We start from the raw sequence: 21,162 nt of genomic DNA on the forward strand, positions 1-21,162 counted from the left end.
CAGACCTTGATAATCGGTTTTAGGAGTGGGTACAATGGTTAAAGAGAACATATAATATTGTCTTGTGGTATAAAATAACCCAGATGGACTGCAGTTTAGTAAAGAAATTCTGGTTTTGAAAGGCAATAAAAAAGGAGCGTTTATTAAATGTCAAAAGTTATTGCGATTAATGCGGGCAGTTCTTCATTGAAGTTCCAGCTTTTTGAAATGCCTAGCGAAACAGTTATCACAAAGGGCATTGTCGAACGGATTGGCCTTAACGATGCTATTTTTACTATCAGTGTGGGTAGCGAAAAAGTCAAGGAAGTTACAGAAATTCCCGATCACGATGTTGCCGTTAAAATTTTGTTGGACAAGCTCACATCAACAGGCATTATTAAGTCACTTGATGAAATTAGCGGTATTGGTCACCGTGTAGTTCACGGAGGAGAAACATTCACTGATTCAGTGCTTATTACAGAACAAGTTTTGAATAAAATCGAAGAACTATCTGAACTTGCACCATTGCATAACCCAGCCAACCTTACAGGTATCCGTGCATTCCAGCAGGTTCTTCCTAACGTGCCTGCTGTAGCCGTTTTTGACACAGCGTTCCATCAGACAATGCCTGAAAGCTCTTATCTATACAGCCTGCCATACGAATATTACGAAAAATACGGTATCAGGAAATATGGATTCCATGGAACTTCACATAAATATGTTTCCCAGCGTGCTGCTGAATTGCTGGGACGTCCAATTGAACAGCTAAGGCTGCTTTCTTGCCATCTAGGCAACGGTGCCAGCATTGCTGCTATTGAAGGCGGGAAGTCGATTGATACTTCAATGGGCTTCACACCACTTGCTGGTGTAACAATGGGAACTCGTTCGGGTAACATTGACCCTGCTCTTATTCCATACATCATGGAGAAGACTGGGAAAACAGCTGAAGAAGTTCTTGATGTTCTGAACAAGAAAAGCGGTATGCTTGCTGTTTCCGGATTCTCAAGCGACCTTAGGGATATCGAACTTGAAGCTGAAAAAGGTAACGACCGTGCCGAGCTAGCACTTGAAGTGTTTGCAAACAGAATCCATAAGTACATCGGTTCTTATTCTGCCCGTATGTATGGGGTAGACGCAATCATCTTTACTGCTGGTATTGGTGAAAACAGTGCTTCCATCCGCGCGAGGGTTCTTCGCGGACTCGAATTCATGGGTGTATATTGGGATCCTTCATTAAACGAAGTAAGAGGAGAAGAGGCATTTATCAACTATCCACACTCTCCAGTTAAGGTTATTATCATTCCGACAGATGAAGAAGTAATGATTGCCCGTGACGTATTGCGTCTAGGTAATATTCAATAGGAATATTAAGAAGCTGCTCCAGGCGACTGGTGCAGCTTTTTTTGCAGTTATAAATTGGCTACTGTGAATGTATTGTGTTTGTCTACCTCGAACTCCAGCCTGGCACGAATTCACGTATGCTTTTATTTCGATTTTCTCTATTTTCTGCCAGTTATGCTATACTGTTGAAAAGTCCATATGAGGGGGCTGGCTATGGTACTGACAGATCGGGAAAAGAGTGTCCTTGCTGAGATAAAAGACTGGGAAAATCGTATGCAGGCCTATGAGCCGAACGATTTTCAAATTACGTATGAAAAATATTTGGAAGCTGGTTTTTCAATGCTTCCTAAAGATGTACAGACTAAGTTTTTTTCACTTGTTGATACTTGGATGTTTCATCTCCACGCGATGATATTAGGAGCACAATTCCAATTGGATGCTAAAGATCGAATCCTTGCTTCAGCTAGAGTATTCAATCATGATATCGAGAGAATTGAAGACTTGCGAAAACTGGACATTGACGAATTGAATTTTATCGCTCAACAGCAAATTGCCCGGCACAGGCTGTATTCCTTCGCACAGGGAGGAATGTCAGGGACTGGAGGAAGTTTACTGCTTGGAATCGACATCCCCGCAATGGCTGTAATTAATCTTCGTGCTGTCCAGCTGCTATCTATGACATATGGAATAGAAGTAAATACCCCATTTGAAATGATGACTGCCTTGAAGGTGTTTCATACTGCAACACTGCCTCCAAGGCTTCAGGCTGAAAGCTGGGATTCGCTTAAACAGGACTTGAATAGTGAGGATGACCGCTATTTTTACCAGGGGAATGACAGATTGACAGATGCCTCATGGCTTGAACAGCCGATTCGTCAGCTTCTTAAGGCAATTGTAATAGCGGCTTTCAGAAAAAAACTGATACAGGGCCTTCCTATTGTCAGTATGGCGGTAGGGGCTGTTTCGAATTATCAATTGACCAGAAGAGTGACAGATTTTTCCCATAACTATTACCGGCTTCGGTACTTGATGAATAAGGAGGACATTTTATGAGTGTTAGTGAGCATAAAACAGAGGCTCCAAATACGGTTTCTTGCAAGATTATTACCGTTAGTGATACTAGGGATAAAGATACAGACAAAAGCGGGAAATTAATGATTAGCCTTCTTGAATCTTCAGGGCATACCATTGCTGATTATGTAATTGTAAAAGATGAAGAAGAAGCAATAAAAGCGGAAGTACTTAATGGAGCCTCAGCTCCAGGAATTGATGTGATCCTGACTAATGGCGGTACAGGGATTGCGAAAAGAGATGTAACCATTGAGACGGTTTCGAAGCTATTCGAAAAAGAGATTGCTGGGTTCGGAGAATTATTCAGAATGCTTAGTTACCAGGAAGACATTGGCTCAGCTGCGATTCTTTCTCGCGCAGCTGCCGGGGTCGTCAACAACCGAGCTGTTTTTTCAACGCCTGGTTCCACCGGGGCGGTAAGGCTGGCAATGGAAAAATTAATTTTGCCCGAAATTGGCCATGTCGTAAGGGAACTGAAAAAGGATTTAAAATAATGGAAAATAAAGAAAGCTCCCGACCAAGCGGGAGCTTTTTACCATTACAAGCTGATTGGAGCGTTTAAGAAACACCACATAATGGGCGGAATCCAAATAATAAATCAATTACGCCACACAGCTCAGCCATCACCATTACGAGTGCATTTTATTTGTTTCTTCTAATGAATCGGCTGATCTGTACCACAGCCATAAATCATTGATAATAGAGGCTAGCTCCGCAATCTCACTATTCAGCTCACAGGATTTAGTGAAGCTGCTTTCGTTTGAAAGAGCTGCTTGTTTTTCATTAATATGAAGCTCAAGCTCCTTAATCCGGTCAGGAATCGCACCGCGTATTTGTTCCCATGAGAAAAGAATTTTTTCTCGGATGTCCCTATCATATTGGCTAAAATCTTTTTCAAGGCGTGGTAAAGGTATACCAAGTCTTCTGTCATAACTGAAAAATTGTTCCATTCTCTTCCTCCAATCTATCCTTATAGATAAAAGTTTTATAATTCTACGTAAATTCCTTTTCTGTCCTCACAACAAGGACATCACATGGCGCGTGCAGAGTAATATTCTCCGAGACACTTCCAATCAGGAAACGTTCTACCGAATTCATCCCAGTGGCGCCGCAGATAATAAGGTCAATATTATTGTTTCGGGCAATATCCTTTGGAATCCTTAACTTAGGAGAACCGAATTCAATGATATAGTCAACGTCAACAATACCGGCTAATCTAGCTTGCTGTTTATACATGTCCAATAATTCGTTGGCATTTTGTGCAGCTCTATCAACAAGTCCTTGGCCATATGCTTCAACTAGTGAGAATGTACGTGTGTCAATCACATGAACGAGGAGCAATCTCGCTTGATTTCTCGATGCTATCCCAATAGCTTTCTTAAAAGCCAGTTCCGCTGCCTTGGAGCCGTCAACCGCCACAAGAATTTTTTGATAATGGTTCGCCATGGACATTCCCCCAAATTGAGAGTAGCAAACATACATAATTCCGAAGTGACGAGATGCATGTTTATATAAATCAAATTATACATAAAAAACAGTGCATATGTGTTGGGAAATTCGAAAAAATAAAGAGGTAATCTAATCATATGGACGAAAAGAACAATTGGAGGAAACTTCTAATGAAGGATGAGAACCAGAATGAGCGCAGCCGTTTTACTTTTGAGAAAAAAGGTCTAGAGGAAGTCAGCACCCAGATCATGGATTCCTACAACAGCGGATTTATGGGGGAGCAGGAAGCAAAGGCAAGGACCCAGGAAAATCTCCAATCTAAAGGAGAATAACAAAAAAGCTGCCGAGGCAGCTTTTTTTATGTGCAGGTAAGTCCGTCTGGTTATCCTCCGCTCCGCCGCCTTGGTTTTTATTTCAGACAAATTTTGAGTTTAAACTGGTCGGGTTATAGACGAAAAACTATGCCCGGTTTTTTTGCCAGTCAGGGCGGATACCCAATACCATCTTGTGTCCTTTGCATATCCTTTAGTGTACCCAGAAATAAATGAGGAGGAAATGAGTTGAATAATGACTATCAATTAATGACTGCGCAGCCCCAGGCATTTGGTGTCCATGGCCAAATTGATATGAATGATATGCGCCAGCCTTGGGGTTTTGGACGTTGGGGTAGGCGTCGATGGGGATTTGGGTTTGGAGGACCATTCCTTGGTGGTTTCCTTGGCGGACTTGCGGCAGGTGCCCTGATTGGACCTGGATATGGCTATCCTTATCCGTATTACCCATACCCTTATTACCCATACCCTTATTACGGATATCCTTACTATTGGTAAAAATTTTATCCGCGGAGTGCCTGGCTGGCAGCAGGCACTCCGTTTGTTTGCTTCAGTATAAAATTTCCCTGCGATAGCTTCTTTTGTTAAAATAAAAGGGATTGCAGTGCTTGTCAATGAAAATGACGTAGGAGGCAATGGGATGAAAATTGGAGTACCAGCAGAAATAAAAAACAATGAAAACAGAGTTGCGATGACACCGGCGGGAGTTGTCAACCTGCTAAAGTTCGGCCACGAAGTTTATATAGAATCAGGTGCAGGCCTGGGTTCTGGCTTTACTGATGAGGATTACCTGTCTGCTGGGGCACAAATTGTTCCAACAGCCGGAGAAGCATGGGAAAAGGAAATGGTTATGAAGGTTAAGGAGCCGCTTCCTGAAGAATACAAATATTTTTATGAAGGCTTAATCTTGTTTACATATTTACATTTAGCTCCGGAACCAGAATTGACGAAAGCGTTAATTGAAAGCAAGGTAGTCGGCATTGCGTATGAAACTGTCCAGCTGCCAAATGGAGCCTTGCCGCTTCTGACCCCAATGAGTGAAGTAGCTGGGAGGATGGCGGCACAAATAGGGGCTCAATTTCTGGAAAAATTCCATGGAGGACGGGGGATCCTGCTTTCTGGTGTCCCTGGAGTTCAAAGAGGCACTGTTTCAATTATTGGCGGAGGGGTTGCCGGTACAAATGCAGCGAAAATGGCCATCGGGCTTGGCGCCAAAGTTACTATCATCGACCTTAATCCTGATCGTCTACGCCAATTGGATGACATTTTTGGTTCGGAAATTACCACCCTCATGTCCAATCCGCTTAATATAGCCGAAGCTGTTAAAGAATCCGATTTGGTGATTGGTGCTGTACTGATACCAGGTGCGAAGGCGCCAAAGCTTGTCACTGAAGAAATGATTAAGTCCATGAGGCCGGGAAGTGTCGTCGTCGATATCGCTATCGACCAGGGCGGCATTTTTGAAACAACCGACAGAATCACTACTCATGATAACCCAACATATATCAAGCACGAGGTTGTCCATTATGCAGTCGCAAACATGCCAGGTGCAGTACCGAGAACCTCGACAATTGCTTTAACAAACGTGACTGTCCCATACGCACTTCAAATTGCCAATAAAGGCTTCAAGCAGGCATGCCTTGATAATGAAGCTTTGCTTAAGGGGATCAATACGCTGAATGGATTCGTTACTTATGAGGCTGTTGCTGAAGCGCACGGATTAGAATTCAAAAATACAAGAAGCCTTCTTGAACAACTTAAATAAAAGAGAAAGCAGGATGCCGGCTAATTAAGCCGACATCCTGCTTTTTTACTTTCTCTGATTGTTACTTTATTATCTGTAATTCTTTTGGGAATTTCGTTAATATTTCAACGCCGTTTGCTGTTACATAAACATCGTCTTCAATCCTGACTCCTGCCAATTCAGAAACATAGATGCCTGGTTCAATTGTAAATACCATGCCTTCTTCAATTAAAAGAGGATTAGTTGCTGTCAGGGAAGGATATTCATGAATGCTGATTCCAAGCCCGTGTCCTAGGCGATGCGGAAAGAATTCACCATAACCCGCATCGGCAATTACGTTCCTGGCAGCAAGGTCCACCTCGGAACATGGTGCACCAGGACGTGAAGCCTTAATGGCAGCCAGGTTTGCTTTTAGAACAGTATCGTAGATTTCCTTTTGCTTGTCGTTTATATCTCCATAGGCAACTGTCCTAGTAATATCTGAGCAGTAGTGGTCTACCACCACCCCGAGGTCAAAAAGGACGAGGTCCCCTTTCTGGATTTTGGTTTGGCCCGGATTACCGTGTGGGGATGCGCCGTTTTTACCTGTAAGGACCATGGTGCTAAAGGACATTTGACTAACGCCCTTTTTCTTTAATTCATATTCAATCGCGGCTAGCACTTCAAGCTCGGTTTTTCCCTCGCGTATTTCGCTGCTGCCAACTTCGATTGCATAATCGGCCAGGGAGCACGCTTCGCGAAGCGACTTCATTTCGCGTTCGTCCTTTACAAGCCTGAGTGTTCTCATTCTTTCTTCAGCGGAAAGAATATCGGAGGCATCCGGGAAAAGGCGTTGGATTTCTTCGTATCGTTCCACATTCATATGCTCTTTTTCAATTGCAACCTTGCGAATTGAGGCGGAAGTCCGGGCGGCAATTGCCTTATTTATCATTGCCCAAGGATTATCTGTATCGGTGAAGCCGATAATTTCATTTTCCCAGCCTGAATTCCTGGCATCGTTTTTTTCCATGGCAGGGCAAACGAGGAAAGGCTCGTTCTCCTGGAATACAGCAAGTGCCAATAATCGTTCGTGTGGATCGGTATAATATCCCGACAAATAAAAGACGTTATCAGGAGATGTTAAAAAACAAACATCAATTCCTTGCTCCTTCATCCATAAAGAAAGTTTTTCTAATCTCTGGTTCATTACGAAACCTCCAGTCAATTTCTATGTATACCATCCTATTATACCAATTTTTCTAAATGATATTGGGTTATAGCTGCCTAAAATTAAGGGTATAAGGAAATGGCAGCAGGAAATAGCCAAAAGGAATGGAAAAATATAAGTAAACAAGGAGAAAGGGGATTATAAAATGAAAGTTTCATATCATGGCCATTCAGTAGTTAAAATAGTAACCGGGGGCAAGACCATCCTGATTGACCCGTTCATCAGTTACAATAGTCTGACGGATTTGAAGGCAAATGAGGAAAAACCAGATGTTATTATTCTGTCACATGGGCATAACGATCATGTTGGCGATACCGTCAGCCTCGCAAAAAAGAATGATTCCCTCGTAATCGCAAATCACGAGCTGGCAACCTACCTAGGATGGAAGGGAGTAAAAACCCATGGAATGCATATCGGCGGCTCTTACCAATTTGACTTTGGAAAGGTAAAGCTTACCCAGGCTTTTCATGGTTCGAGTTATGAAACAGAGGATAAGCAGTTGGTTTATTGCGGAATGCCAGCCGGCATTTTGGTGATGGCTGAAGGAAAGACCCTTTACCATGCAGGGGATACTGGATTATTCTCGGATATGAAATTAATAGGCGACAGGCACCCTATTGACTTGGCTTTTCTGCCCATCGGAGACAACTTCACAATGGGACCGGAAGATGCGGCCTATGCGGCTGAGCTGTTGAATGCAAAACTAGTTGTACCGATGCACTACAATACTTTCCCGCCAATTAAGCAGGATCCGCATGCTTTTGTAGATTTGCTTGAGGGGAAAAATGGGAGGGTAATGGAACCGGGTGATTCGCTGGAATTGTAAGGTCAACCTGCAGGGAACCAACTATAAATCTTCTTCTAGTTTCTGTAGACATTCAAGTTTTACCTGTATTGGCAACATTTTGTGATTGGAAAATACGCGAAATGTAACCAATAGGCCGCATTGACAACGTTTCAGGTTTAGAAAACATGCAAAATGTAACCAATAAGCCGTATTGGGAACGTTTTGGGTTACAGAGACATACGAAATGTAACCAATAGAACGATTGATAAGGTTTCATCCTCAATCAATGGAAAGCCCGTCTTATTTGCTTCGCTATAGCATAATAATGGAACTAGCATAGTGAAGTGGAGGAATCGGAATGAAGAAAAATCGTTTGCTTATCTGTTTGCTTTTAGCGGTGTTGATGATTTATTATGCGGGTCCCCGGCTGTCGCTTGATTTTTCCAGTGAGGCAGGCGCGTTTACCGCTGCCTGGTCAACTGCTGCGCTGCTAGTCATCAGCGGGAATATGGCAGGACTTGTAAGAAAGAGCAAGAAACAAGATAAAGGGGCATTGCAAACAAGCAGGAAAAGAATTCAAGCCCGGGGCAAAAGTCTTTAGCTTGTGTTTTTTCGGCTATCCTTCATTGAATCGGGAAATTATTAACCTTATAATAAATAATAGGAAAACCCGCAATGGATAGCGGAAACAAAAGCAAAGGGTGAAGGTCTTGGCAACTAAGCACGAACAAATCCTGCATTATATAGACGAGCTCCCTATCGGAGAAAAAATTTCAGTGCGCCAAATCGCCAAGGCGATGAATGTGAGTGAAGGAACCGCATACAGGGCGATAAAAGATGCGGAAAACAAAGGATATGTCAGTACGATTGAACGGGTCGGCACAATCAGGATTGAACGGAAGAAAAAAGAAAATATTGAGAAACTGACTTATGCAGAAATCGTCAACATAGTCGAAGGACAAGTTTTAGGAGGGCGCGCCGGCCTGCACAAAACATTGAATAAATTCGTCATCGGCGCAATGCAGCTTGAAGCGATGATGCGTTATACAGGAGCGGGAAATTTATTGATTGTCGGTAACAGAATCAAGGCCCATGAGCATGCGTTAAAAGCAGGAGCAGCAGTGCTTGTTACTGGTGGTTTCGATACCGAAGAGCATGTTAAGCGCCTGGCGGACAAGCTGCAGATGCCGGTCATTTCCACAAGCTATGATACATTTACGGTTGCGACGATGATTAATAGGGCGATTTATGATCAGTTGATTAAAAAGGAAATCACCCTTGTCGAGGATATTCTGACACCGTTGGCGGAAACCGTCTATTTACGAACAACCGACAGGGCAAGCCAATGGCATATGTTTAACAGGGAAACCAAACATGGGCGTTATCCCGTCGTGGACCAAAGCATGAAAATCCAGGGAATGGTTACTGCAAAGGACGTCATAGGCCATGATCCTGATACACTGATTGAAAAAGTGATGACTAAGAACCCGATGACGGTCAGCGGCAAGACCAGTGTAGCATCAGCGTCCCATATGATGGTATGGGAAGGTATTGAACTTCTTCCTGTCGTCGATGATTCCAACCGGCTTGAGGGAATCATTAGCCGGCAAGATGTCTTAAAAGCTCTGCAAATGATTCAACGCCAACCGCAGGTGGGAGAAACATTAGATGATATTGTCACGAATCAGATGACCCTTTCCACAGGCAAAACAAAAGGGGATGACTTTTACCAGATAGAGGTAAGCCCGCAGATGACAAATCATCTCGGAACAATTTCCTATGGAGTATTCACTACGATTGTTACAGAAGCAGCAAGCAGGGTATTAAGAGGATACAAAAAAGGTGACCTTGTTGTTGAGAATATGACAATCTACTTTTTAAAGCCCGTGCAAATTGAAAGCAGCCTTGAAATATATCCGAAAGTTCTTGAAGTAGGAAGGAAATTCGGGAAGGTGGACATCGAGGTATTCAATGAAGGGGTCCTTGTCGGAAAAGCAATGATGATGTGCCAGCTTATAGACAGGCATTAAGATCCAAAAGCGTTTAGCACGACAAAAACTGAAAAATGCGCCAGCAGGCGCATTTTTCAAGTTATGCATTCTCTCCTTCTGCCTCCTTGATGGCGTGGGGAAGATAGAATTTATATGATTTAATACCAGACCAGATATTAATTGCTCCCAGAAAAATAAAGACGGCAGCAACAATATATGTAACAGTTGTTTGGAACAAAAATAATTGGTTTATGCCAAATGCCAATACAAAGATTCCCAGGGCAATCCCTGATTTGGATGTAAGCCAAAGTCTTTCCGCGGGACGTCTGCTTCTTACATATTTGACTTTGAAATAAACATAAAAGACAAAAGAAATAATAATGATGAAAACAAGAACAGGCATTGTGTGTGAACCTCCAGTAGTAAAGTAGCTTTATCCCGCATTAACGGGCTGTATGCCCCCCACCTCAAGATCGTAGAGGAATTGAAGAAGTAAAGGTGGGGGATAACAGCCCGTAAAAGCCCGATTGGTGAAATAAGATTTTTCTTGGGGCTTCAGCCCTTAGAAAAATCAATCGGGCTTTGCGCGACTAACAATCAGTGAGGGATGAAGAACCCCCACTGATTGAAGTTTCACTTTAAATACCATTTTAACCGGAAATGGCGATGAGCGCTACCATGCACTTTCCATCGCGCTGGAGAGAAGCATAAGGAAAAGGAGTTTATTATGAAAACTAAAATTTTTGATGCAATTGAAACGTTTGATACAATCATTATTCATAGACATGTCAGGCCTGATCCTGATGCTTATGGGTCGCAGGGGGGATTGGCTGAAATCCTTAAGGAGTCTTATCCGAATAAATCGATTTACCTTGCCGGCAAAGGAGAAAGAACACTGTCGTTTTTATTTGAGCCAGATCAAATTCCTGATGAAATGTACAAAGGAGCATTGGTAATTGTTTGTGATACTGCGAATACAGAGCGTATCTGTGATGAACGGTATAGAAATGGTGAAATGCTAATAAAAATTGACCACCATCCAAACGAAGATAAATATGGTGATATCATGTGGGTAGATACCGGTGCAAGCTCGACCAGCGAGATGATTTATGAGCTTTATCTGGAAGGCAAGGATCGCGGCCTGAAAATGAATGATGAAGCAGCGCGGCGGTTATACGCTGGCATTGTCGGGGATACAGGAAGGTTCCTTTACCCAAGTACAACGAATAAGACATTTGCTTATGCCGGGGAATTGATCCGCTACAGTTTTTCTAGGAATGAGCTGTATGACAAAATGTATGAACTCAGCCCCACTATCATAAAACTGAACGGCTATATTCTCCAGCATTTCCAAATGCATGAACACGGTGTTGCCTCAGTCGATTTAACAAAGGAACTTCTTGCAGAATTTAACGCTGTTGCTTCGGAGGCATCTCTGCTTGTCAGCACTCTGGGGAATGTTGAAGGTGTAAAAGCCTGGGTGTTCTTTATTGAAGAAGAAGATCAAATAAGGGTAAGGCTCCGCTCCAGGGGTCCTGTCATCAATGGGGTGGCAAGGAAATTTAATGGAGGCGGCCACCCGCTCGCCGCAGGAGCTTCCATTTATTCCTGGAACGAGAAAGACAGTGTCCTCCACGAGCTTAAAGAAGTTTGTAAGGAAAATTAGTTGTAAACAATAGAGGCTCCCGCTAAAAATGCGAGAGCCTTTTTAATAAAATCAGAAAGTATATCTTTTTTGAGAACTGTCTAGCTCCACAGGGAAGGCTTCGGCAGAATAGGCTTCGCACGAAGAAAAAGTGAGAGCACAAGGAAAGCCCTCGAAAAGGCATCGCACTAAATTACGAGATAGCGTAATGAAGATTTTCGGGGAGTCCATACGGCGCTGAGCACATAGGAAAGCTTCCAAGAATAATCATCGCAGAGACAGGCGCATTTTGCCTGTCACGAAGGCGCTTGCGCTTTTCTTGTCTAGCTCCAGCGCCTAGCGCCTAGTGTACTTCGGTCCCCTCGTTACGATAAGTCAACATCGATTCGCTTGCGCTCATCGTGTTTCCTTTATCTCCTTCGAGGCCCTCCAGTCCATACGACGCTGAGCAAGGCGCTTACGCTTTTCTATCTATCCAGATTGATATGAAGCTGGATAACGAGTGTTGTATAGATAATTATTTCAGTCACTTCCAGCCGATATTTCTTGTCGTTAATGGTCACTCTTCTATTCTCAATAACCCTTTTTATTAATTCCTTGTTTTTAAATGCAACTTCCAAATCCTTTGCCTTTAAGGTTTTTAAATCTTCCATGACAGTGTCTTCTGTCTGATGGACGCTGAGGAGATCGAGGTCATATTTTTGATGGTTTGTGATTTTTACCTGGATATTCTGGATTAGAAGTTGTTCGATATTTTGCTTGTTTAAGTTCTTGTAATCTTCCTGCCAAATAGCAATATCATCCTGGAGCTTCTTTATTTCGTCCTGCTGGTCCTTTACAAGAATTGATTGCTGTTCCTGAAATACTCCATTTATATAAATAAATATAGACCAGCTGATAGCGGCCCCAATTGCCATACCGGCGAAGAACCTCTGCCAAGACCTGTCATTATACAATGGCGGGACTCTCATGGTGTCATATGCTCCTGCGTAAACCATTCGATCAGGAGGGCGCCGGTTTGGGCTCCCCCGAGCGCAGACAGAATTATTAAGATTTGCTTGAATATATCCCGAGTTTGCCCCTCGAATATCCCTCTTTCAAATTGGTAAACGGCATCAAAGGTTCCTCCAATAGCGGCGACAATTGCCCATATCCGCAATGAGGATGATAGCCTTGTAATTGCGGTAAGTGCCGGCTGCCCAGTCAGGAACGAGGCAATTCCCCCAATGATTGCTCCGCCGAGTAAAACCCCAAGCGCAATGAAATAACTTTCAATAAATGATGGGAAGAAACCTGCCTGATTCATAGAATCCATCCTTTTCTATTAGCTGACTAAATACGTTAAACTAAAGAATTGCAGAAGATTAGAAGAAACGAATACTCATTCGGAAATGCAAAATACGCATTTTCTCCTGCGGTGCTTTCTCAAGGATGATTATTCTCCGGAGCTTCCATTGTGGAGCGGAAATGACGGGAAAAAAGTAAAGTTTAAACTATGTAGAATAAACTAAATTTTTTAAAATACTTATCATGAGGCTCCAGTATACAGAGGGGTGTTTTTGTTAGGTTGTTCATTTAATTCAGCGGTTTTTTAATTAATTCTTACAGTTTTTATAATAATTCAGCGGTTTTGAAATTATATCTATAAGTGCAGAATATTCCGGTAATTGCCTTTTGAGATCGCGGGCGCTTTCAATACAAGTGAAAATAACCGCATTGCCAGACCCCATACTTAATCTTATGGGCTGTAGTGATTCAATATGAGACAAACCTTTTAACTTCCTATATCTCTCAGTAAAAAAGGGGAACATATATTTTCTTTTCCCTAGCTGAACAACTATAATAAGAGTAAGAAAAAACATAAGGGCGTGAATCTATGTCGTTTATCCATCTCCAAACATATAGCGCATACAGCCTTCTCACAAGCACAGCTTCTATTCCGGGACTCGTGGCGGATGCGAAGAAGAAAGGCTATCTTGCACTCGCCCTTACCGACCGGAACGTCCTGTACGGGGCGATTGAATTTTATAAGGAATGCAAAAAAAATGGTGTGAAGCCAATTTTGGGGCTTACAGTTGATGTGTTGAGTGACCGTAACGAAGGAGAGGCGTTTCCGCTTGTCCTGCTTGCCAAAAACCGGCTGGGCTTCGGAAATCTCCTTAAAATATCAAGTGCGGTTCAAACAAAATCTGCAGAAGGATTGCCAATGAAATGGCTAAAGTCTTATGCCGCTGGTCTAATTGCCCTGACTCCTGGATTGGAAGGAGAAATTGAAACGCTCCTTCTTAAGGAGGAAAGAGATGCCGCAGCCTCACTTGCAGGACTGTTTAAAGGACTTTTTACTAATGAGTTTTATTTTTCCCTGCAGGATCACGGCCTTGAACAGGAGCATACCTTGAACAACCGGCTGTCCGAGCTTGCGAAAGAACTTTCAATTGGGACCGTTGCATGCAATTCAGTGCATTACCTAAGTGCTGAAGATGCTCTCGCCCATGAATGCCTGCTTGCAATCCGGGATGGGGCCAAGCTTCAGGACGATGGCAGGCCAAAACTGCCTGGAACAGGATACTATCTTAAAGAGTCAAAGGAAATGACCGAGCTGTTTGCCGGTTATCCCGATGCCTTGGAAAATACCATTGGGATTGCTGGGAAATGTTCTGTTGAATTCGAGTTTGGAAAATTTCATATGCCTGACTATCCTCTTCCTGAGGGGGTTTCACCAGAAAGTAAGCTGGAGAGCCTTTGCCTGGAAGGGTTAAACAAACGTCTCCCAGGCTGCGGCGAGGAGTATTTTGAAAGGCTTCGTTATGAACTTGATGTTATAAAGAAAATGCGGTACAGCGATTATTTCCTGATTGTTTGGGACTTTATGAAGTACGCACGTGATCACGGCATTCTGACTGGGCCGGGACGTGGCTCGGCTGCCGGATCGCTAGTTGCTTATTCCCTTTACATAACCGATGTCGATCCGCTTGAGCATGGGCTTTTGTTCGAGCGTTTCCTGAACCCCGAACGAATCACTATGCCCGATATTGATATTGACTTTCCGGACCACAGGCGCGATGAAATGATTGCATATGTTGCCAGAAAATATGGTGAACTCCATGTTGCACAAATTACTACTTTTGGGACTCTCGCAGCTAAGGCCGCTCTCCGGGATGTTGGAAGGGCATTCGGCTTGAATACAAAAGAATTGGATCAGCTATCAAAGTCGATTCCATCCAGAAATGGGATAACACTTGAGGAAGCGTATCGCGAGTCTTCAAGACTAAGGGATATCATTGCTGAAAATCCGACTTATACAAAACTTTTTGACACGGCAAAAAAGCTCGAAGGTTTACCGCGCCATACGTCGACACATGCTGCTGGTGTCGTCATTACTGGAAGCCAGCTTGTTGACCTCATCCCGATTCAAGGAGGGCACAATCAAGTATATCTGACTCAATATTCGATGGAGCACCTTGAGGATATTGGGTTATTGAAAATGGATTTCCTGGGGCTTCGCAATTTGACCTTATTGGAGGCGATAGCGGATTCAATCAGAAGGGACACCGGAAAGAATCTTGACATACGCTCAATCCCGCTTAATGACTCAAAAACCTTCAGTTTGTTGGCAAAAGGCGAAACAACAGGGATATTTCAGCTTGAATCGGAAGGCATGCGAAAAGTGCTTGTCCGCCTGAAGCCTAACCGTTTTGAAGATATTGTCGCGGTTAATGCCTTGTACCGTCCCGGGCCAATGGAGAATATCCCGCTGTTCATAGACAGGAAGCATGGACGCGAAAAAATCACTTATCCCCATGAGGTGCTCAAGCCCATTCTTGAACCAACCTATGGTGTCATAGTCTATCAGGAACAGATCATGCAGGTTGCATCGGCAATGGCTGGTTTTTCACTAGGGGAAGCCGATCTGCTCCGCAGAGCTGTAAGCAAAAAGAAAAAGGATGTACTTGATAAAGAAAGAGAACATTTTGTGGCTGGAGCCCTGAAAAAAGGTTACGATGCTTCAGCTGCGAACGAAGTATACGATTTAATCGTCAGGTTCGCCAATTACGGTTTCAATAAGAGCCATGCTGTTGCGTACAGTGTCATATCGTGCCAGTTGGCCTACCTGAAAGCGCACTATCCCACTCATTTTATGGCAGGGCTGTTGACTTCAGCCCTCGGAAATGATACAAAAATTGCTCAATATATCAGGGAACTGAAAGGCCTTGGACTCGAAGTGCTGCCTCCTTCCATAAACAAGAGCAAATATTCCTTTCATGTTGAATCCGGAAAGATCCGTTATGCATTAGCAGGTATTAAAGGCGTTGGCGGGACGGTCGTGAGGGATATAGCGGAGGCGAGGAGAGGAAAGCCATTTAAGGGGCTTTTTGACTTTTGCATTCGCCTTCCCCAAAAGTCCGCTTCACGGAAAACACTTGAGGCGCTGGTACATTCGGGCAGTTTCGATGAATTTGGAATGGATCGCGCTTCGCTGCTCGCAAGCCTTGATATTGCCATCGAGCATGCACAGCTTATGAGGCCTGAGGAGGATGGACAGGCTGGGCTTTTTTCTACAGAGGATTTTATGCCAGAGCCAAAATACGTTGAAGTAGACCCTATAAGATTAGAGGATAAGCTTGCTTTTGAAAAAGAAGTGCTCGGCTTTTATCTGTCCAGCCATCCTCTTTCCATGCATGAGAAGGCCTTGCAGGAGTGTGGGGCAAAATCCATAACAGAGCTGGCGAAAGAAACAGGCTTTGCTTCGGCCGGGATATATATAACAAGTTCCAAAGTAATTCGTACCAAAAAAGGTGAGCCAATGGCCTTTTTGACTATAAATGATTCAAGTGGTGATATGGAGGCGGTCGCATTTCCGGATGTATACAGGAAACATTCGAAGCAGTTGAACCAGGGGCGGATGGCTGTTATTGAAGGAAAAACCGAAGAAAGAAATGGCAAGCTTCAATTTATTATTCGGAATTCGGCAGACATAGATGAATGGCTTCAAAATCGCCGGAAGGAACGATTATACCTTAGGCTGACTGCCTATAATCAGGAGACTGGGCGCCTATCTGAACTAAAGGAGATTCTTTCCTCAAACAAAGGTACAACCGAAGTAATCCTCCATTATGACGGTGCCAATAAGACGGTGAAACTTGGGGCGCAACACCAGGTCACACCATCGAATTTACTCCTCGAGGAGCTGAAGAGGTTCCTTGGTGAAGAAAATGTTGTCGTCAACCACCCGCCGCTAAAACAGAAGCCTTGATGAATGTGGAGCACAATCCTTTTACAATTAGTTGGATATTAAACAACAAAAACATCCCTCCTAAACTAGAGGGTATTGCTGTTGGCTGATTAATTGGACAGCCTAACCGAGAAACCACATTAATTGCTGCCCAGCACTTCTCTCGAAAATTTGTTTAGCTAATAATATTACGCTTTACAAGGGTTACAGATATGGTATAGTGTTTAAGAGACAGCGTGGTCTGACCACTTTTGAATGAATAATTTATATAATTCCTGACATTTCTAGAGGAGTGAATTGCCTTGACATTGCGAGAAGAAGCCCTTCATATGCACCGCCTTCATCGAGGAAAATTGGAATCAAAGTCGAAAGTTGAAGTAAGAAATGCCAGGGATTTAAGCCTTGCATACTCACCAGGAGTAGCAGAACCTTGTAAAGAAATCTATGATAAACCGGAAACTGTTTATGATTATACAATGAAGGGCAACATGGTTGCTGTCGTGTCCGACGGCACCGCAGTACTCGGCCTAGGCAATATTGGACCTGAAGCTGCTCTTCCTGTTATGGAAGGAAAGGCTGTGCTTTTCAAAAGCTTTGCCGGAGTCGATGCCTTTCCTATCTGCCTGAACACAACAGATGTTGAAAAAATTATTGAAACTGTCAAGCTGCTTGAGCCAACTTTTGGCGGTGTCAATCTTGAAGACATAGCAGCGCCAAATTGTTTTGAAATCGAAGAACGGCTTAAAAAGGAAACAAATATTCCAATATTCCATGATGACCAGCATGGCACTGCGATTGTTACTGCAGCGGGACTTGTGAATGCACTGAAGCTTACAGGCAAGAAGATGACTGAAATCAAGGTCGTAGCTAATGGTGCGGGTGCGGCCGGTATAGCCATTATTAAATTGCTTCATCATTATGGCGTACGTGACATTATCATGTGCGATACAAAAGGCGCCATTTATGAAGGCCGCCCGACTGGGATGAACAAGATAAAGGACCAGGTCGCTAAATTCACGAACCGTGATAGAATTCATGGGGAGCTTGTTGATGTTATCAAAGGCGCCGATGTTTTCATTGGAGTTTCCGCGGCTGGATCAGTGACAAAAGAAATGGTTGCTTCGATGAACGAAGGACCAATTATTTTTGCGATGGCCAATCCTATTCCGGAAATTATGCCTGATGAAGCAAAGGCTGCGGGTGCAAGGGTGGTAGGGACAGGACGTTCCGATTTCCCTAATCAGGTGAACAATGTCCTGGCGTTTCCCGGGATTTTCAGGGGAGCGCTTGATGCCCGCGCGACTCATATAAATGAAGCAATGAAAATTGCCGCGGTCAAAGCAATTGCAAGTCTTATCAGTGAGGAAGAGCTTCATGAGGATTATGTCATTCCTGGCCCATTCGATCCAAGGGTGGCTCCTGAGGTTGCCGCAGCGGTTGCAAAGGCTGCTATGGAAACAGGCGTTGCCCGAATCAAGGTAGATCCTGAAGAGGTTAAGGAAAGAACTGCACGTCTTTCGATGATAAGTAAAGGACAGTGAATATACCTGTGACCGACACCAAGCAGAATTCTAAGGTTTATATCGAAATAGTCAGGCAGCTTAGAGAGATGATAACTGCGGATGGACTTAAATCTGGAGATAAAATACCTTCTGAACGGGAATTAACGGAGCGCCTGAATGTCGGGCGTTCCTCCGTTAGAGAAGCACTTCGGGCATTGGAGCTGCTTGGATTAATTGAAACAAGGAGAGGCGAAGGAACCTTTATCCGTGATTTCAAAGGCAACCAGCTAGTCCAGTTATTAAGTACCTTTGTCCTTCAGGATGACAAGGCAAAGAGAGATGTCAGGGAAACGAAATACTTCCTCGAAATGGATTGCCTTAGAATCATCCTGCAAAAAGGGGCCAATCAGTCACTTGGCATACTCGCAGCTCTGGCGGATGAGAAAAAAGTCAATGATGATGAGTTTTTCCGTAATGTCGTTCTTCTTGCAGACAATCATTTGTTCTTAAGAATATGGGTCATTTTAAAGGACTATTATAATTCCCAGGATTTTGAAAGGTTTTCCGCGAAGCCTGAAGAATATGCCCTTTTGGTTAAAGAACTTGAATCCGGGGATGAGGCTTCCGTTCTTGGGCAATACAGAAAAATGAGGAATTTGTCAGTAAATGGGCGACAGGAACCGGCATCTTTTTGATAAAAAATCGACTATAGTATAGGTCAAGCAAGCCTAGGCAGAGCCAGGCCTTTTTAATCAGATCAGTGGTCTGGCCACTTTAGGTTCGGCCTTTTATTTATGCAAGTACATGAGAAGTCGAAACATTGTATTCCGTTACTATTTAGGGAGGTACGAAATTGCTAAAGGAATTATTAACAAAATCCAAAAAAAGAAAGTATGCAGCAATACCTTCCGAAGCAGCTAGACAGGATGTTCCGGAAGGCATCATGACAAAATGTCCTGGCTGCAAGAAGATTGTTTATACCCGTGAACTGGAAAAGAACCTGAAAGTTTGTTTCCAATGCGGTCATCACTTTCCAATGAATGCTCGTGAAAGGGTAAATAGCTTCCTGGATGAAGGAAGTTTTGATGAATTCAATGCAGACATGGTTTCTGTCAACCCTTTAAACTTTCCGGATTATCTTGAAAAAGTGGAAAAGGATAGAAAGAACACAAATATAAATGAGGCAGTTGTTACAGGAATCGGCGAGGTTAATGGCCTGAAAATTGTACTTGCTGTCATGGATTCCACCTTTAGGATGGGGAGCATGGGCTCTGTAGTTGGTGAAAAAATCACCAGGGCCGTTGAAAAGGCGGCAGAATTACGGGTTCCTTTTGTCATTTTCACTGCTTCTGGCGGTGCCCGAATGCAAGAGGGTGTTCTCAGCCTTATGCAGATGGCCAAAACAAGTGTCGCATTAAAGAAGTTAAGCGATGAGGGCGGACTGTTTATTTCAATTATGACTCATCCGACAACAGGCGGGGTCTCGGCCAGCTTTGCATCACTTGGGGATTATAATATCGCTGAGCCCGGTGCGTTAATTGGCTTTGCGGGCAGACGGATTATTGAGCAGACAATCAGAGAAGAACTTCCAGAGGATTTTCAGACCGCAGAGTTTTTGTTAAAGCACGGCCAGCTTGATGCTGTTATCAGCAGGCATGATTTGAAAGATAGAATTGGTGTAATTTTAGATATGCATCAGGGCAGGGAGGATCTCGTATGGTAGGTGAGCTGGAATTCGAGAAACCTATAATAGAACTTAGAAAAAAGATAACTGAACTTAAAGAATATACCCAAAAAACCGATGTCGATTTAACAGCAGAAATAGACAGGCTTTCAGCCCGCCTTGAAAAGCTCGAAAATGATGTATATTCAAATATAAAGCCATGGGATCGTGTCCAGATTGCCAGGCACCCGTCCAGGCCGACGACACTTGACTACATTGGCTATTTGTTTACCGACTTTTTTGAATGCCACGGCGATAGGCTTTATGGCGATGACGAAGCGATTGTTGGCGGAATTGCAAAGTTCAAGGGGAAGCCGGTAACGGTCATTGGCCACCAGCGTGGCAAGGACACAAAGGAAAATATCCGCCGTAACTTTGGAATGCCGCACCCTGAAGGATATAGGAAGGCATTAAGGCTCATGAAGCAGGCTGAAAAGTTCGGGCGCCCGATTATTTGTTTTATTGATACAAAGGGCGCATATCCCGGGAAAGCTGCCGAGGAGCGCGGCCAAAGTGAAGCAATTGCAAGGAATCTTTTCGAGATGGCTAGTATGCAAGTTCCCATTGTTTGCATTGTAATAGGTGAAGGAGGAAGTGGTGGAGCCCTGGCGCTAGGAGTAGGCAACCATATCCTGATGCTTGAGAACTCTACCTATTCTGTTATTTCACCAGAGGGAGCTGCCTCTATTCTTTGGAAGGATGCTTCCAAAGCAAGGCGTGCTGCAGAATCAATGAAAATAACCGCACCCGACTTAAAGGGCCTTGGCATCGTTGATGGGATTATACCGGAAGTAAGAGGCGGCGCCCATCGTGATGTTGAAAGCCAGGCGCATGAAATTGATAAAGCGTTGTTCCGTTCTCTAAAGGAGCTATCAAAACTATCACCAACGGAACTAGCCGTCGAGCGTTATAGCAAATATAAGGCAATTGGCGAATATTCGTTTTTAAACAACTTTATCGGGGTAAATTAATGGCGTGCTGTCTAAGCACGTCCATTTTTTTGCGGTATTTTTGGCCAGTTTGTAAACAATAGTAATAAAACGCTTTCACTTTGCGGATAATTCTGTGTTTTGGTTTTTTCCGCCGATAAAGTTGTTAGACCTCATACTTAGTGGTATTTTAGAGTTATCCTTGGGTTAAATGTGAATAATAACTCAG

Annotated in this window: 21 protein-coding genes; 15 read left to right on the forward strand and 6 right to left on the reverse strand. The window is 43.5% G+C overall.

The genetic code is table 11. From position 1 onward, the window contains the following. The first annotated feature begins 147 nt into the window (after positions 1–147). The 3 genes from AM500_RS07755 to AM500_RS07765 all read left to right on the forward strand — a co-directional run bounded on the left by AM500_RS07755 (position 148) and on the right by AM500_RS07765 (position 2,885). A complete protein-coding gene (locus AM500_RS07755; RefSeq protein WP_053598704.1) occupies positions 148–1,341 on the forward strand; it encodes an acetate kinase in 1,194 nt (397 codons plus the stop codon). 192 nt (positions 1,342–1,533) lie between these two features. Then, the gene (locus tag AM500_RS07760; RefSeq protein ID WP_053598705.1) at positions 1,534–2,373 is read left to right on the forward strand and encodes an EcsC family protein; all 840 of its coding nucleotides are present in this window, start codon (positions 1,534–1,536) and stop codon (positions 2,371–2,373) included. Then, positions 2,370–2,885 (forward strand): MogA/MoaB family molybdenum cofactor biosynthesis protein, encoded by a 516-nt coding sequence (locus AM500_RS07765; protein WP_053598706.1) that lies wholly within the window; start codon positions 2,370–2,372, stop codon positions 2,883–2,885. Before AM500_RS07760 ends, AM500_RS07765 begins: the two co-directional genes overlap by 4 nt. Positions 2,886–3,020: 135 nt before the next feature. Here AM500_RS07765 and AM500_RS07770 read toward each other — a convergent pair whose 3' ends face one another. Continuing rightward, positions 3,021–3,341 (reverse strand): hypothetical protein, encoded by a 321-nt coding sequence (locus AM500_RS07770; RefSeq protein WP_053598707.1) that lies wholly within the window; start codon positions 3,339–3,341, stop codon positions 3,021–3,023. 43 nt (positions 3,342–3,384) lie between these two features. Further along, complete coding sequence (locus AM500_RS07775) at positions 3,385–3,837, reverse strand: universal stress protein (RefSeq protein ID WP_053598708.1); 453 nt, start codon at positions 3,835–3,837, stop codon at positions 3,385–3,387. A 173-nt stretch (positions 3,838–4,010) separates the two neighbouring features. Between AM500_RS07775 and AM500_RS25425 the strand changes: the two genes are divergently transcribed. The 3 genes from AM500_RS25425 to ald all read left to right on the forward strand — a co-directional run bounded on the left by AM500_RS25425 (position 4,011) and on the right by ald (position 5,937). Next, the gene (locus AM500_RS25425) at positions 4,011–4,172 is read left to right on the forward strand and encodes a hypothetical protein (protein WP_156319773.1); all 162 of its coding nucleotides are present in this window, start codon (positions 4,011–4,013) and stop codon (positions 4,170–4,172) included. Between the two features lie 249 nt (positions 4,173–4,421). Further along, positions 4,422–4,670 carry a spore coat protein gene (locus AM500_RS07780; protein ID WP_442854007.1) on the forward strand — a complete coding sequence of 83 codons (249 nt, stop codon included), beginning with the start codon at positions 4,422–4,424 and terminating at the stop codon, positions 4,668–4,670. A gap of 142 nt (positions 4,671–4,812) precedes the next feature. Continuing rightward, a complete protein-coding gene (ald, locus tag AM500_RS07785) occupies positions 4,813–5,937 on the forward strand; it encodes an alanine dehydrogenase (RefSeq protein ID WP_053598709.1) in 1,125 nt (374 codons plus the stop codon). A 61-nt stretch (positions 5,938–5,998) separates the two neighbouring features. On the opposite strand, the gene AM500_RS07790 is transcribed toward ald, so the two are convergent. Then, entirely contained in the window at positions 5,999–7,102 is a 1,104-nt protein-coding gene (locus AM500_RS07790; protein WP_053598710.1) for a M24 family metallopeptidase, read from the reverse strand. A gap of 166 nt (positions 7,103–7,268) precedes the next feature. Here AM500_RS07790 and AM500_RS07795 point away from each other — a divergent pair, with 166 nt between their 5' ends. From AM500_RS07795 to AM500_RS07805, 3 genes are all read left to right on the forward strand, one after another. Next, positions 7,269–7,949 carry a metal-dependent hydrolase gene (locus AM500_RS07795; protein ID WP_053598711.1) on the forward strand — a complete coding sequence of 227 codons (681 nt, stop codon included), beginning with the start codon at positions 7,269–7,271 and terminating at the stop codon, positions 7,947–7,949. 319 nt (positions 7,950–8,268) lie between these two features. After that, positions 8,269–8,511, forward strand: a complete 243-nt coding sequence (locus tag AM500_RS07800) for a hypothetical protein (protein ID WP_053598712.1) — start codon at positions 8,269–8,271, stop codon at positions 8,509–8,511. A 109-nt stretch (positions 8,512–8,620) separates the two neighbouring features. Next, on the forward strand, positions 8,621–9,940 hold the full coding sequence (locus tag AM500_RS07805) for a CBS domain-containing protein (protein ID WP_053598713.1): 1,320 nt from the start codon (positions 8,621–8,623) through the stop codon (positions 9,938–9,940). Between the two features lie 61 nt (positions 9,941–10,001). Here the strand turns inward: AM500_RS07805 and AM500_RS07810 are convergent, their stop codons facing one another. Continuing rightward, on the reverse strand, positions 10,002–10,304 hold the full coding sequence (locus AM500_RS07810; protein ID WP_053598714.1) for a YtpI family protein: 303 nt from the start codon (positions 10,302–10,304) through the stop codon (positions 10,002–10,004). A 324-nt stretch (positions 10,305–10,628) separates the two neighbouring features. Between AM500_RS07810 and AM500_RS07815 the strand changes: the two genes are divergently transcribed. Next, complete coding sequence (locus AM500_RS07815) at positions 10,629–11,567, forward strand: DHH family phosphoesterase (protein ID WP_053598715.1); 939 nt, start codon at positions 10,629–10,631, stop codon at positions 11,565–11,567. 446 nt (positions 11,568–12,013) lie between these two features. On the opposite strand, the gene ytrI is transcribed toward AM500_RS07815, so the two are convergent. Together ytrI and AM500_RS07825 are read right to left on the reverse strand one after the other, a co-directional pair. Then, entirely contained in the window at positions 12,014–12,517 is a 504-nt protein-coding gene (gene ytrI / locus AM500_RS07820) for a sporulation membrane protein YtrI (RefSeq protein ID WP_053598716.1), read from the reverse strand. Next, positions 12,514–12,852, reverse strand: coding sequence for a sporulation membrane protein YtrH (locus AM500_RS07825; RefSeq protein WP_442853989.1), 339 nt, complete (start codon positions 12,850–12,852; stop codon positions 12,514–12,516). Before AM500_RS07825 ends, ytrI begins: the two co-directional genes overlap by 4 nt. 570 nt (positions 12,853–13,422) lie before the next feature. Here AM500_RS07825 and dnaE point away from each other — a divergent pair. From dnaE to accA, 5 genes are all read left to right on the forward strand, one after another. Next, positions 13,423–16,800 carry a DNA polymerase III subunit alpha gene (gene dnaE, locus AM500_RS07835; RefSeq protein WP_053598719.1) on the forward strand — a complete coding sequence of 1,126 codons (3,378 nt, stop codon included), beginning with the start codon at positions 13,423–13,425 and terminating at the stop codon, positions 16,798–16,800. A 281-nt stretch (positions 16,801–17,081) separates the two neighbouring features. After that, a complete protein-coding gene (locus AM500_RS07840; protein WP_053598720.1) occupies positions 17,082–18,320 on the forward strand; it encodes an NADP-dependent malic enzyme in 1,239 nt (412 codons plus the stop codon). 68 nt (positions 18,321–18,388) lie between these two features. Further along, complete coding sequence (locus AM500_RS07845) at positions 18,389–18,976, forward strand: FadR/GntR family transcriptional regulator (RefSeq protein ID WP_053598721.1); 588 nt, start codon at positions 18,389–18,391, stop codon at positions 18,974–18,976. A 158-nt stretch (positions 18,977–19,134) separates the two neighbouring features. Then, a complete protein-coding gene (accD, locus tag AM500_RS07850) occupies positions 19,135–20,004 on the forward strand; it encodes an acetyl-CoA carboxylase, carboxyltransferase subunit beta (protein WP_053598722.1) in 870 nt (289 codons plus the stop codon). After that, entirely contained in the window at positions 19,998–20,975 is a 978-nt protein-coding gene (gene accA / locus AM500_RS07855) for an acetyl-CoA carboxylase carboxyl transferase subunit alpha (RefSeq protein WP_053598723.1), read from the forward strand. Before accD ends, accA begins: the two co-directional genes overlap by 7 nt. Positions 20,976–21,162 lie beyond the last annotated feature (187 nt).

The sequence above is a fragment of the Bacillus sp. FJAT-18017 genome (assembly GCF_001278805.1).
Classification (GTDB): Bacteria; Bacillota; Bacilli; order Bacillales; family Cytobacillaceae; genus Bacillus_D.